This window comes from Klebsiella sp. CB_Kp196 (assembly GCF_040061575.1).
Taxonomy (GTDB): domain Bacteria; phylum Pseudomonadota; class Gammaproteobacteria; order Enterobacterales; family Enterobacteriaceae; genus Klebsiella; species Klebsiella michiganensis.
The window spans coordinates 55,811-69,043 of the sequence record NZ_JBEAFH010000036.1 but is presented as its reverse complement, the minus strand read 5'-3'; the positions used below and the strand labels follow the sequence as shown (position 1 = coordinate 69,043).

General features: G+C 58.3%; 13 protein-coding genes. 5 read left to right on the top strand and 8 right to left on the bottom strand.

Annotated elements, in window-relative coordinates:
* Positions 1-224 precede the first annotated feature (224 nt).
* Positions 225-497 carry a DUF333 domain-containing protein gene (locus tag ABLU87_RS10095; protein ID WP_004101621.1) on the top strand — a complete coding sequence of 91 codons (273 nt, stop codon included), beginning with the start codon at positions 225-227 and terminating at the stop codon, positions 495-497.
* On the opposite strand, the gene hslJ is transcribed toward ABLU87_RS10095, so the two are convergent.
* The 3 genes from hslJ to ABLU87_RS10080 all read right to left on the bottom strand — a co-directional run bounded on the left by hslJ (position 494) and on the right by ABLU87_RS10080 (position 2,696).
* A complete protein-coding gene (gene hslJ / locus ABLU87_RS10090) occupies positions 494-934 on the bottom strand; it encodes a heat shock protein HslJ (protein WP_014229134.1) in 441 nt (146 codons plus the stop codon). The two genes, ABLU87_RS10095 and hslJ, sit on opposite strands and share 4 nt — an antisense overlap.
* A 125-nt stretch (positions 935-1,059) precedes the next feature.
* The gene (locus ABLU87_RS10085) at positions 1,060-2,049 is read right to left on the bottom strand and encodes a 2-hydroxyacid dehydrogenase (RefSeq protein WP_009653064.1); all 990 of its coding nucleotides are present in this window, start codon (positions 2,047-2,049) and stop codon (positions 1,060-1,062) included.
* A gap of 149 nt (positions 2,050-2,198) precedes the next feature.
* Positions 2,199-2,696 (bottom strand): DedA family protein, encoded by a 498-nt coding sequence (locus tag ABLU87_RS10080; RefSeq protein WP_004850371.1) that lies wholly within the window; start codon positions 2,694-2,696, stop codon positions 2,199-2,201.
* A 195-nt stretch (positions 2,697-2,891) separates the two neighbouring features.
* On the opposite strand from ABLU87_RS10080, the gene ABLU87_RS10075 reads away from it, so the two are divergent.
* Genes ABLU87_RS10075 through ABLU87_RS10065 form a run of 3 tightly spaced genes read left to right on the top strand, consistent with a single transcriptional unit; the run spans position 2,892 to position 6,047 of the window.
* Positions 2,892-5,531: a YdbH family protein gene (locus ABLU87_RS10075; RefSeq protein ID WP_122117317.1), complete on the top strand. Its 2,640-nt coding sequence runs from the start codon at positions 2,892-2,894 to the stop codon at positions 5,529-5,531.
* Positions 5,531-5,716 carry a YnbE family lipoprotein gene (locus ABLU87_RS10070; protein WP_004121063.1) on the top strand — a complete coding sequence of 62 codons (186 nt, stop codon included), beginning with the start codon at positions 5,531-5,533 and terminating at the stop codon, positions 5,714-5,716. Before ABLU87_RS10075 ends, ABLU87_RS10070 begins: the two co-directional genes overlap by 1 nt.
* Before the next feature lie 7 nt (positions 5,717-5,723).
* On the top strand, positions 5,724-6,047 hold the full coding sequence (locus ABLU87_RS10065; RefSeq protein WP_014838317.1) for a YdbL family protein: 324 nt from the start codon (positions 5,724-5,726) through the stop codon (positions 6,045-6,047).
* Here the strand turns inward: ABLU87_RS10065 and feaR are convergent, their stop codons facing one another.
* Positions 6,048-6,956, bottom strand: a complete 909-nt coding sequence (gene feaR / locus ABLU87_RS10060; protein WP_122117316.1) for a transcriptional regulator FeaR — start codon at positions 6,954-6,956, stop codon at positions 6,048-6,050.
* A 235-nt stretch (positions 6,957-7,191) separates the two neighbouring features.
* On the opposite strand from feaR, the gene ABLU87_RS10055 reads away from it, so the two are divergent.
* Positions 7,192-8,691, top strand: coding sequence for an aldehyde dehydrogenase family protein (locus tag ABLU87_RS10055; RefSeq protein ID WP_122117315.1), 1,500 nt, complete (start codon positions 7,192-7,194; stop codon positions 8,689-8,691).
* A 156-nt stretch (positions 8,692-8,847) separates the two neighbouring features.
* Here ABLU87_RS10055 and ABLU87_RS10050 read toward each other — a convergent pair whose 3' ends face one another.
* From ABLU87_RS10050 to ABLU87_RS10035, 4 genes are read right to left on the bottom strand one after another with little or no spacing between them, the layout of a single operon-like run.
* Complete coding sequence (locus tag ABLU87_RS10050; RefSeq protein WP_025107959.1) at positions 8,848-9,579, bottom strand: class II aldolase and adducin N-terminal domain-containing protein; 732 nt, start codon at positions 9,577-9,579, stop codon at positions 8,848-8,850.
* Positions 9,580-9,583: 4 nt separating this feature from the next.
* Positions 9,584-10,414 (bottom strand): ABC transporter substrate-binding protein, encoded by an 831-nt coding sequence (locus ABLU87_RS10045; RefSeq protein WP_014229141.1) that lies wholly within the window; start codon positions 10,412-10,414, stop codon positions 9,584-9,586.
* Between the two features lie 23 nt (positions 10,415-10,437).
* The gene (locus ABLU87_RS10040) at positions 10,438-11,310 is read right to left on the bottom strand and encodes a phytanoyl-CoA dioxygenase family protein (protein ID WP_122117999.1); all 873 of its coding nucleotides are present in this window, start codon (positions 11,308-11,310) and stop codon (positions 10,438-10,440) included.
* 27 nt (positions 11,311-11,337) lie between these two features.
* Positions 11,338-12,858, bottom strand: a complete 1,521-nt coding sequence (locus tag ABLU87_RS10035) for an amino acid ABC transporter permease/ATP-binding protein (protein ID WP_014838321.1) — start codon at positions 12,856-12,858, stop codon at positions 11,338-11,340.
* Between the last annotated feature and the right edge of the window lie 375 nt (positions 12,859-13,233).

Below are 13,233 nucleotides of genomic sequence, written 5' to 3'. Positions count from 1 at the left end.
AATTTAATAGCCTGAAATACAAACCGAAACGGCGCCCTCATCATGGATGACATAGTGAGGGCGCTTTGCGTTCTGAAACTGAGGATGAATAAAAGCGACCAAAAAATTTGCTAATAAATGTTAATACAGCGCATAAATACGTACTTCGCCTCTCGACGCGGCGCGCTGAGCTGCCTATTATCCTTAGGCTTGTTCATTTTAAGATGTATCTGAGGGGAGAGAAGATGCGAGCTGCGTTTTTAGTGGGATGTGCTGCGCTGTTACTGTCGGCGTGTAGTAGCAATGATGAACCTGTTCAGCAGGCAACGGCGGCGCACGTGTCGCCGGGAATGCGTGCCGCGATGAGCAGCTCCGGCCAGGCAAACTGCGCCATGGTTGGCGGCTCGTTATCGGTCGCCCGCCAGCTTGATGGCTCCGCTATCGGCATGTGCGCATTGCCGAACGGCAAGCGCTGCAGCGAGCAGGCGCTGGCAGGCGGAAGCTGCGGTAACTATTAATTCATTAGGTCGGCGAGCTTATACACCAGCGTCTGGTCGGCGGTCGCCAGCGTTAGCTGCGTTTCCGTCAGGTCGACCTGCGCGCCTTCGCGCAGCATTTTGCTCAGCGTGGCGTCCAGCGCATTCAGCTGCGAGTCCGTGCAGAGCATGCGGGTCATCGCCAGCTCTTCAACCTTCAGCTCGCCGTCCGAGACTTTGCCCGTGCCGCTGAAGCGGTTGCACATATTACCTGAAACAGACATCTTGCCCGTAATGGGCATTTTTTCGCCGAAGCTCAGCTCCTGCGGCTTATCCGCGGCATTCAGCGGCTGCCCGTTAACGCTGGTCAGCACAAAACGGTGATGCTGAAGCTGTTCCGCTCTGGTTGACACCTTGCTGTTATAAACGCAGCCCGATAGCAACATTCCCGCCGCCAGCAGCGCAGCAAACTTGTTCATTTAGTCTCCATAAATATTTATCGTATTAATAAATGAAGGGAATTGTAACTTTATCGCAGGCGATTACTGTGGGGATTATCTGAATGTGCCCCCCGCAGAGGAGGAGCACAAAAGGGAAAGGAATATCAGACCAGCGCGTTAGGGCAGGTTTCGCCAGCATCCACCAGACGCAGGTTGTCGAGGGTGGTTTGTGAAATGCTGATCAGCGCTTCCGCGGTCAGAAACGCCTGGTGACCGGTAAACAGGACATTATGGCAGGCGGAGAGACGGCGGAACACATCATCCTGAATCACGTCATTAGACTTATCTTCAAAGAACAGATCGCGTTCGTTCTCATACACGTCCATCCCCAGCGCGCCAATTTTCTGATGCTTCAGGGCGTCGATCGCTGCCTGCGAATCGATGAGCGCGCCGCGGCTGGTGTTGATGATCATCACCCCGTCTTTCATACGATCGAACGCGGCATGGTTCAACAAATGGTAGTTTTCATCGGTCAGCGGGCAGTGCAGGGAAATAACGTCAGACTCCCGGTACAGGGTTTCAAGATCGACATACTCCACGCCCATATCCAGCGCGGCGGCGCTTGGGTAGGGATCAAATGCCAGCAGACGCATACCGAAGCCTTTCAGAATGCGCAGCGCGGCGACGCCGATTTTACCGGTACCGATAACGCCGGCGGTTTTACCGTGCATGGTGAAACCGGTTAGTCCTTCAAGGGAGAAGTTTGCATCGCGGGTGCGCTGATAGGCGCGATGAATACGGCGGTTCAGCGACATCATCATGCCGATCGCGTGCTCTGCGACCGCTTCCGGCGAGTAGGCCGGGACGCGCACCACGCGCAGGCCCAGCTCTTTCGCGGCATCGAGATCAACGTTGTTGAACCCCGCGCAGCGCAGCGCGATGTACTTCACGCCGTGGGCTTTCAGTTCTTCTAGTACCGGGCGGCTTCCGTCATCGTTTACGAAGATGCACACCGCTTCACAGCCGTTGGCGGTTTTGGCGGTTTTTTCGGTTAGCAGGAAGTCAAAAAATTCCAGTTCAAAGCCGTATGCATCATTGACGTGCTGCAGATACTTCTTGTCGTACTGTTTCGTACTGTATACAGCGATTTTCATAAGACTTTTCTCCAGTGATAATACCGTCACGGTAGCATAATTAAAATAATCTTACAAATGTTAAAAACTAGTTTAATCAGCAGGTTATAGTATTAATTCTAGAGCATATCGTAGAGTTAAGAAATCTCTTTAAAAGACAATACGTTTCATTAAAAGTTGAGGCTCAGCGCCCCTGGCGCCAGCAGGACCAGCGGCCAGAGTAAACCTGAACTGACGTTAGCGAGCTGAAACTGCCAGAGAGAGGTCCCGCTGGCGCCGGTGACCAGCGGCACGGTGGCGCGCAGCGGAGAGAGAAAGCGGCTAAAAAAGACCGCCCACGCGCCGTGGCGGCGCAGGAACAGCTGGCCGCGAGCGAGGCGTTCGGCATTAAGCCAGCGGATACGATGCAGATGGTGCCGGTAGCGGTAGCCCGTCAGCCACGAGAGCCAGAATCCGCCGATGGCGCCGAGGCTGGCGCTCATCCACATTAACAAAAAATGGCCGACGCTGGCCGATGCCAGGGTGCCGAACAGCAGCAGTCCGGAGGTGCCGGGGATCAGCAGCGAGATAACGGCGCAAGATTTCGTGAACGTCAGCAGGAAAACCATCAGCAATACCAATGAATAGCGGCTCTGAGCGTATTCCATCAGCGAGATAATTAAGTCCACAGCACCATCCGTTTACGTTCGCAGGTGTGAACCAGTGTCGCAGGCGAAAACTAAACCCCGGTTAAATAGCCGGCTGGTGAATCACATAGCGGCGACTACGCTTAAACGGGATGGAAACTTTAACTCACAGGTCGAACGTGCCACAATAGCGGCCTCTCGGCTTTTACTTATTTCGAATCAGGATATTAGCTGCCCATGAAGGGTAAATATAAAGCCGCCATCGCGCTATTATTAGCCCTCGTGCTGCTACCGCTGGCTTTGCTATTAACGCTCACCCACTGGGTGCCCACGCTGGCAGGTATCTGGCTACCGGCGGGAACCCGAATCTCACTCAATGAAAGCCCGCGACTGACGCGCTCCGCGCTGCGTATTCCGGATCTGCGCTACCTGGTCGGCGACTGCGAAATCGCACGCGTCGCCAATGCCTCGCTCTCGCGTCCCAGCCGCTGGCGTTTACATATCAGCGAGCTGGATATAAACAGCGCCTGCCTGAACAAGCTCCCGGAAAGCGAAGCCGCGCCGGGGGCGCCGAAAACCCTCGCCGAATGGCAATCAATGCTCCCTTACAGCTGGCTGACGATTGACAATCTGCGCCTGTCGCCGTGGGAGAAATGGCAGGGGCGGCTGGTGATGTCGCTAACGCCGCAGCAGCAGGATATCGGCTATGCCGGTAAAGAGGTTACCCTCCAGGCGCGGCTGCGCGGCCAGGCGCTGACGGTCAGCGATTTTTCCGCGCGTCTGGTGGAAGACCAGGCGCCGGTGAAGCTGGTGGGCGAGTTTCAGATGCCGCTGGTGCCGGACGGTTTGCCGGTCGACGGCCACCTGTTCAGCACCTTTGAATTTCCACAAACTCCCGGTCTTGTCGATGCCGAGCTGGAGTGGCAGAAGAACCGCGGGCAGCTGCTGGTCACGCCGCGCGGTGAAGTGGAGCCGATGCTTGACCTGCCGTGGGAAATCACCCCGGATCGTATCGTCATCAGCGATGGCCGCTGGCACACCGAATACGCGGGCAACGCGTTGAGCGGCCGGGTTGCGCTTTCGCTGGGCAACTGGCAGCAGGGCACCGAGCAGATGCAGGTCAGCGGGCGTCTTAACGTGCTCACTCAGGGCCAGGCCGGGAAGGGCAACGCCGTGCTGAATATCGGTCCCGGTAAGCTGAGCATGGACAGCAGCGACATGCCGCTACAGCTGACCGGCGAGGCCAAGCTCGGCGATCTGATTTTTTATGCCCGACTGCCCGCGCAGCTGAGCGGGCCGCTTACCGCGCCGGTGCTCAATTTTCACCCCGGCGCGCTGCTGCGTTCGCGCGGGCGGGTCATCGATTCGTTGAATATCGATGAAATCCGCTGGCCGCTGGCGGGCGTTAAAGTGACGCAACAGGGGGTTGATGGTCGCCTGCAGGCTATTCTACGGGCCCATGAGCAGGAGATGGGGGATTTTATCCTGCATCTTGATGGCCAGGCCGACAACTTTATGCCCGACCGCGGCCGCTGGCAGTGGCGCTACTGGGGCGATGGCCATTTCACCCCGATGCAGGCGCGCTGGGATGTTAAAGGCGCGGGCGAATGGGTTGATAGCGCCATTGTGCTCAACAGCCTGTCGACCGGTTTCGATAAGTTGCAGTATGGATCCATGCTGGTGAGTACCCCGCGCCTGACGCTGGAAAAACCGATCCACTGGCTGCGCGATGAGCAGCATCCCAAACTGACCGGCGCGCTGTCGCTGGATGCCGGGAAAACCACCTTCAGCGGCGGCAGCGAACTGCCGCCGTCAACGCTTAAGTTCAACATTGATGGCCGCGATCCGACCTGGTTCCGGTTCAGCGGCTCCCTGCATGCGCAAAAAATTGGCCCCGTGCGCGTGACCGGGCGCTGGGACGGCGAACGTCTGCGCGGCGAGGCGTGGTGGCCAAAACAGTCGCTGACCGTTTTCCAGCCGTTGGTGCCGCCGGAGTGGAAGATGAACCTGCGTGAGGGAACGCTCTACGCGCAGGTGGCATTCTCCGCCGCCGCCGGGCAGGGCTTCGAGGCGGGCGGTCACGGTGTGCTCAAAGACGGCAGCGCCTGGATGCCGGATAACCAGATCAACGGCGTCGATTTTGTGCTGCCGTTCCGCTTTAGCGGCGGCACCTGGCAGCTTGGCACCCGCCATCCGGTATCGCTGCGCATCGGCGAAGTCGTCAACCAGTTCACCGCGCGCAATCTGACGGCGGATCTCCAGGGCGCCTGGCCCTGGAGTGAAGACGCACCTTTACAGTTAAGCAACGTCAGCGTCGATATTCTCGGCGGCAAGCTGACCATGCAGCAGCTGCGGATGCCGCAGCACGATCCGGCGCTGCTGCGTCTGCAAAACATCTCCAGCAGCGAGTTAATTAGCGCGATTAAAGTGAAGCAGTTCGCCGTGTCCGGCCCGTTTAACGGCGCGCTGCCGCTGTGGCTGGATAACGATAAATGGATTATCAAGGACGGCTGGTTCAGCAATCCGGGGCCGATGACGATGCGTCTTGATAAAGACACCGCTGACGCGCTGGTGGCCGACAACGTCTCCGCTGGGGCGGCCATTAACTGGCTGCGCTATATGGAAGTGGCCACCTCGTGGACGCGGATCAACCTCGATAACCTCGGCGTACTGACGCTGAAGGCGACGATTAGCGGCACCAGCCGGGTAGAAGGCAAAAGCAATACGGTGCACTTAAACTACTCCCATGAAGAGAATATTTTTGACCTGTGGCGCAGCTTGCGTTTCGGCGACAATCTGCAGGCGTGGCTGGAGCAGAACGCCAGGCTGCCCGCGCCGCGCTGTCAGGACAGTCATACCTGTAAGGAACAACAATAATGATCAAACTATTCGCCGCCTTTCTGGCCACCGCGCTGCTGGCGGGCTGTACGCCGCGTATTGAAATCGCGGCATCGAAAGAGCCGATCACCATCAATATGAACGTCAAAATTGAGCATGAAATTCATATCAAGCTGGATAAAGACGTTGAGAATCTGCTCAAATCGCGTAGCGATCTGTTCTGAGGCGATGATGAGAATACGACTGATAACCGCCGCGCTGGCGCTGGTGCTGTTCAGCGCTCAGGCGCAGGCCCTGACCCTGAATGAGGCTCGCCAGCAGGGGCGGGTCGGCGAAACCCTCAACGGCTATCTTGAACCGCTGCGTCAGGATAAAGAAACCCTTGAGCTGGTGAAGCAGATCAACGCCGCCCGCAGCGACAGCTATCAGCAGCTGGCGGATGACAATAATCTACCGGTGGATCAGGTGGCGAAAATGGCCGGTCAGAAGCTGGTCGCCAGGGCGCAGCCGGGCGAGTACGTGAAGGGCCTTAACGGCAAATGGCTGAAAAAATAGCTATCGGCAGCGCTTGCGATACTCCCCCGGCGAGACGCCGAAGCGCTGCTTAAAGGCGGTGGAAAAATGGCTATGATCGCTGAAGCCCCAGTTGTAGCCGATCCCCGCCAGCTTTTCGTCATCATGGGCGCTTTGCAGCGCGCGGGCGCACAAATCGAGCCGACGATTTTTGATATATTGCGCCACCACCAGCCCCTTTTCCGCAAACAGCCGATAGAGGCTGCGCACCGACATGCCGGTTTCGCTGGCCAGCCACTCCGGGCGCAGATGTTCCGCCTGAATCGACTCATCGATTAACGCCATGATTTTCTGAAACTGCTTATCGCGCCGGGACGGCTGGGCCTCCTGATGATGCAGCATCGGGCGCAGCAGGCAGACGATGGCCTCCAGCGCCGCTTTGCTTTCGCTGGCCGAGAGTTCAGGGCTGTTCATGCTTTCATGCAGCAGGCGCTGGCTGAGCTGGACCATCGGCAGGCTTTTCGCCAGCCGGGTAGCGATGCTGATTTCACTGCCGCGCAGCTGTTGCTCCAGCAGCGATCTTGGCAGCAGCAGGGAGGCCTGACGCGAGGTTTGCTGCCAGATAATTGAACAGGGACGAGACGCGTCAATCAGGGTGATATCGCCGCTTTCCAGCATCGCCTGGCGGCCATCCTGCTCGATCGTTGCCTGGCCCGCGAGCTGGAAGACGGTATAAAACCAGGCGTCGTTATCGCGCTGGATCTCTTGTCGGGTGCGGTAAAGATTAATGCCGCAGGCGGTCACCGTGCTGACTTTCAGGTCGCCGGCATAGCTGGCGTCGATCTCACCGTGGAAATTATCAGCCAGCGGACGGGCGGCAAACTGCCCGCAGACCTGATTGATTTTTGCTAACCAATGCTGGTAGTTCTGCCCACGATTTGCCGTACTCATCGCGCATCCCTTGTAATAATAATGTTTTTGCATTGTTGCACTTATGATGCCGGAGGCAAGGGTCAACGGCGGAGTATATGAAAGAACTATTACCTGCTGCACATTTTCTGTCCGCCTCATCAACTTAATTGCGGCGCCTGTCACAGCGGCAACAGCGAATGTCACAGAGAAAAAAGCGTGAATCGCGACCCCGGCATAAACTGAAACCACTATCCGTGAACAATAAGGAAGGGGTATGTCCACATCACAGGTCGCGCTACTCGCCAGCGTGCAGCAGTTTTTAGACAGACAGCATGGGTTGTATCTTGACGGTGCGCAGCAGGCGGCAGAGAGCGAAAAGCGCTTAACCGTCTGGGATCCGGCCACCGGTCAGGCTATCGCCAGCACCGCGGATGCTAACGCCGCGGATGTCGATCGGGCGGTGATGTCCGCCTGGCGCGCTTTCGTTTCCCGCAGTTGGGCAGGGCGTACGCCCGCCGACCGCGAACGGATCCTGCTGCGTTTCGCCGATCTGGTGGAGCAGCACGGCGAGGAGCTGGCGCAGCTGGAGACCCTTGAACAGGGGAAATCGATTAACATTTCCCGCGCCTTTGAAGTGGGCTGCACGCTGAACTGGATGCGCTATACCGCCGGACTGACCACTAAAATCAGCGGCCGCACCCTCGACGTATCGATCCCCTTCCCGCAGGGCGCACGCTATCAGGCGTGGACCAAAAAAGAGCCGGTGGGCGTGGTGGCCGGGATCGTGCCGTGGAATTTCCCGTTGATGATCGGCATGTGGAAAGTGATGCCCGCGCTGGCGGCTGGCTGCTCGATCGTCATTAAGCCGTCGGAAACCACGCCGCTGACCCTGCTGCGGGTAGCGGAACTGGCAACCGAGGCCGGCGTACCGGACGGCGTTTTTAACGTGGTGACCGGCAGCGGCGCCGGGTGCGGCGCGGCGCTGACCTCGCATCTTCAGGTCGCCAAGGTGAGCTTTACCGGATCGACCGCTACCGGTAAACAGATTGCCCGCGTGGCCGCAGACCGACTGACCCGGGTCACGCTGGAGCTGGGCGGCAAGAACCCAGCCATCGTGCTGAAAGATGCCGATCCGCAGTGGGTTATTGAGGGATTAATGACCGGTAGCTTTCTGAATCAGGGGCAGGTGTGCGCCGCCAGTTCGCGAATTTATATCGAAGCGCCGCTGTTCGATACGCTGGTGAGCGGCTTCGAGCAGGCGGTGAAGTCGCTACAGGTCGGGCCCGGTATGCTCGAGAGCAGCCAGATTAACCCGGTGGTATCGCAGGTGCATTGCGCAAAAGTGGCGGCCTATCTTGATGAAGCCCGTCAGCAGAAGGCAGAGCTGATTAGCGGTAACGTGGGGCCGAATGCGCAGGGCTACTATATTGCGCCAACGCTGGTGATTAATCCCGACGCCGGGCTGCGCCTTAGCCGGGAAGAGGTTTTCGGTCCGGTGGTGAACCTGGTACGCGTGGCCGACGGGGAAGAGGCGCTGCGCCTGGCCAACGACAGCGATTTTGGCCTGACCGCCAGCGTCTGGACCCGCGACCTGAGCCAGGCGCTGAGCTATACCGATCGCCTGCAGGCGGGGACGGTGTGGGTCAACAGCCATACGCTGATCGACGCCAACCTGCCGTTCGGCGGCATGAAGCAGTCCGGTACCGGCCGCGATTTCGGCCCCGACTGGCTGGATGACTGGTGCGAAACAAAGTCGGTCTGCGTGCGCTACTAGCCGCCTTTTCCCCGGTGGCGGCTGGCGCCTTACCGGGGCTACAAGCGCGTAACTTGCGGATTCTGTCGCCAGTCCTGCGGCAAAATCCGCGCCTCGATACCTCAAATCCGGCTTATCTCCGTATGCCCGGTGGCGCCTTTCTCCGGGAGTAAACCGTCACTCCAGCAAGGACGGGTCGGCGTCGATCATCATCTGCTTCATCTCTGCAAAATGCTGGCGTGAAAAGTCGGCGATCCCCTCCCAGTCCTGCGCGGTTTTCTCCGCCACCGCAGCGGAGAGCACTTTCAGCGGCTGCCCCGTTGACCAGGCGGTCACCAGAATCTGGCAGGCGCGCTCCAGAGTCCAGATATCATCGAAAGCCTCGCCAATCGACGGTGCGGTCACCAGTACGCCGTGGTTGCCCATCAGCAGCCGGCGCTTGTCGGCCAGCAGCGACGCCAGACGCGCGCCTTCCGCCGTGGTGTCCGCCATGCCGCCGTACAACCTATCGACGGCTACCCGATTGAAATAGCGCGCCGTGTTCTGATCGATCGGCGGGATATGCGGCGTCTCGAGGCAAGCAACGCTGGTGGTATACACCGGATGCAGGTGCAGTACCACCCGCACCTCCGGCAGGCGCTGGTGGATCTGCCCGTGAATCGCCCACGCCGTGGCGTCCACGTCCGCTCGCCGGGCGCAGGCTTCATCATCGGCGTCCAGCAGCAGCAGGTCGCTGGCGCGGATGCGCGAAAAGTGTTTCCACTTCGGATTCAGCAGGAATTTTTTGCCGTCCGCCGAGATGGCCGCGCTAAAGTGGTTGGCCACCGCTTCGTGCATCCCGAGATGGGCGATGATGCGAAAGGTCGCTGCCAGGTCGATACGCGTCTGTTCTTCATAAGAGCGGGCCATATGATTACTCCGCTTTCGGCATCAAAGTCTGCAGATCCTCTGGCGTCGGCGCCTGGAAGTTATATTTCTTCAGCAGCGCGGCGTATTCCGGCGTCGCGCTGTATTTCTTCAGCCCTTCCTCCAGCGCGGTTTTCACTTCGCTATTGCCTTTTTTCACCCCAAAGCCGTTGAGCACCGGATAGATCAAGGTTTCGGAAGAGATGGTCACCCGATCGCCAAGCTTGTCGATCACGCCGCGCGCCACCGCCGCATCGGTGATTTGCGCCTCAACCGCCCGCGAGAGCAGCGCCTGGGTGGTTTGCGGGTCGGTGGTGTATTCACTGAGCGCTATCGGCTTCAGGCCCTTTTTCACGCAGTAGTCAGCGGAGAGCTTTTGCAGCTGCGCCAGCCATGACGTCGCCCCCATTGAACCAATTTTGTGGCCGCAAAACGCTTCCGGCGTTTTCGGCTGATAGTCGCTGCCTTTCAGCGCGAGGATCGCTTCGCCGCTTTTCAGATAGGGCACCATATCGATAACCTTCAGACGCTCGGCGGTGATGTACATTGACGAGTTGGTGATATCGAAGCGTCCGCCCTGCAAGCCCGGAATCAAATTCGGAAACCGGGTATCAATATTCACCGCCTCGCGGCCCATGGCTTTCGCCAGCCCGGCAAGAAACTCGATATCGAACCCGGCGGGCTTGTTGTTTTCCATATATTCATACGGGAAAAAGGTCATATCCGAACCGGCGGTGATTTTCCCCGGCTGCTGGAAGGCCTGAGCGCTAAAGGACGACAGGGCGCCGGCGGTGCAAAGGAGCAGGGCAGCAGGGCGGAAAGCTTTAAAACGTTTCATACAACCTCCAGAGAGTGGGCAAATTACATGCTGGCGCGATCGGTACCGGCCTGCTGGACGAAAAAGGATGCGCCGCGCGGTTTTTGCGGCAGGCGTAAATGATTCACGGTACTGCGCACCAGGCCGCTCTCTTCCCCGGCAACCATCTGCCCGGCGTGCGCGCTGGGCAGCGGATTTTCGCCGTACGGCAGGGCATCTTCCGCCGCGTAGACGCTGATAAACAGCGTCCGCGGCAGGTCGGTTTCATTGGGGCTGGAGGCGTGGAGCAGACGAGTATGCATAAAGCACACCGATCCCGCCGGGCCAAAACAGGCCTGCGGCTGCTGGCAGTGGGTCGCTTCAACCTCCCGATCCACGGCGCCGGTAAAACGATCGTTTTGCCAGTGGGACCACAGCGGTCCCCGATGGCTTCCCGGCACCACGTTGAGCGGACCGTTCTCCGGCGTCACTTCGCTGACCATCAGCAGGGCGGTGATGATGTCGTCGTTGCTGTGGGGGGTAAACAGAAAATCCTGGTGCCACTTCACCTGCGTGGCGGTGTGCGGCAGCTTGGAGTTGATTTTGCTGTGATGGAAGCGGGTCCCGCTGCCGCCGATCAGCTGGCCGGCAATCGCCGCCATTCTCGAATCAAGCGCGGCCTGGCGGTAGGCGGCGGAAATCTCCGTGGGGGAACTCACCCGGCGCAGCGACGGATGATGGGGCGCGTGGTCGCTTTCGAGATCGAAACGCGGCCGACCGTCCAGGGTTTCGCCCCACACTTCGCTATGCTGTCGGCTCTCTTCGACCCAGGCGTCGAAATCGGCCTGCAGCAGCGCGACTTCCTCGGCGGAAAACACCTCTTCGACAACCAGAAAACCCTGCTGATGAAACTGTTCGATTTGCCACTGCGCGATCATATTTTTCTCCTTTCGGGAACGGAGGCGTTAAGCCAAAGAGACATCTTTCAGGAAGGCGTCCACGCGCGGATGCTGGCCGTCGCGCATTGCCTGAGGCGTGTCGTCGCAGACCACGCGTCCTTTTTCCATAAACACAATTCGATCGGAAACCTTAAAGGCGAAGTTCATTTCATGGGTGACGATCACCATGGTGATGCCTTCATGGGCCAGCGATTCGATAACCTGCAGAACCTCGTTAACTTTTTCCGGATCCAGCGCCGAGGTGGGCTCATCGAACAGCATAATTTGTGGGCGCATCATCAGGGCGCGGGCAATCGCTACCCGCTGCTGCTGGCCGCCGGAAAGCTGATGCGGATATTTCCACGCGTGTTCCAGCATGCCGACTTTATGCAGCAGTTCGCAGGCGTGCTGCTTCAGCTCGCTTTCGCTGGCCAGATGGTGATAGCGAGGCGCCAGCAGCAGGTTGCCGAGTACGGTCAGGTGGGGGAACAGGTTGAAGCTCTGGAAGACCATGCCGATATTCTGGCGATGCTCGCTGTTCTCCATAAAACGCGGCTTCTGCTGCCCCTGGCGGTCAAGGTGAATAAAGGGCTGGCCGTTGATTTTGATCTCGCCGTTATCAATCTGCTCAAGGCCGTTCAGCAGGCGGATCAGCGTGGTTTTACCGGAGCCGGACGGGCCGATGACGGAGACCACTTCGCCGGGCTGAATTTGCAGGCTGACGGCGCCCAGCACTTCGACATTGTTATAGGCTTTATGCAGCTTTGACGCCTGTAGCGCCGGTTCCTGCGCGACGCTAACGCTGCGGGCCGTTGCCGGACGCCGCGCGGTGGCCAACTGCTGCATTTCTTCATCCACCGGTCGCGTGGTCTTACGCTGGGTGACGTCGAGCCAGGTCTCGAGGCGCTTAAGCAGGAAATCAAACACCGTGACGATCAGGATGTAGTAAAACGCCACCGCCGCCATGGTCTCCATGACGAGGAAATTCTGCGAATAGAGCCGCTGGCCGACCATTAAGATCTCGGTCAGGGAGATAACCGACACCAGCGAGCTGAGCTTGACGATGGCGATATACTCATTAGCCAGCGCCGGCAGGGCGACGCGCAGCGCCTGCGGGATCACCACACGCCACTGGGTGCCGGCATAGCGCAGCCCGAGCGCGCGGGCGGCTTCGCTCTGTCCTTTCGGAATCGACAGCAGTCCGCCGCGATGAATTTCAGCAATATAGGCGGCTTCGCTCAGCACCATCGCCAGCAGTCCGGCCCAGAACGGGTCGTTCAGCACCGGGGCGAAGGCGGGCAGCGCCTGCGGCATGTTGTAAACAAAAATCAGCAGCACCAGCAGCGGCATGCTGCGAAACAGCCAGATATAGAGGCGGGCAGGCGCGTTAAACAGCTTGCGCGGCGACTGTTTGGCCAGCGCCAGAATAAACCCCAGCACAATACTGAAAGCCCAGGTCAGCAAACTTAATTTGATGACGGTCCAGGTGGCCTGCCAGAAATCGACATCGCTGAGCAGGCTTAACATATAGTTCCAGTTAAACGTCATGGGCTATTTCACTCGCCATAATTAACGGAAATTAAGGCGATTCTCCTGTTCTAAAATGGGGAGCCGCCGGCGTTCATCTTGCCATGACACTATGCTGGCACTCTTCGACCGGTGGCAATTAGTAAATTTTTGGCCTTTAAGTTTAAAAAAACTATACAGCTATATTAACCTCAGGGAATTTAACGCAATTAATGAGAAACAGCATTGAAACAACTTAAAAACAATCACCCTTATTTTTAAACCTGATTTTTCGTAAAATGACAATTTGTGCAATATTGGGGCGCGCCGCGGGCGAATAAGGTGCAGGGCGATGCTTTATGGTGCAATACGCGAAATCAGGCAAAAAAGAGGGCGGGTTATTAAATAGAAACGACG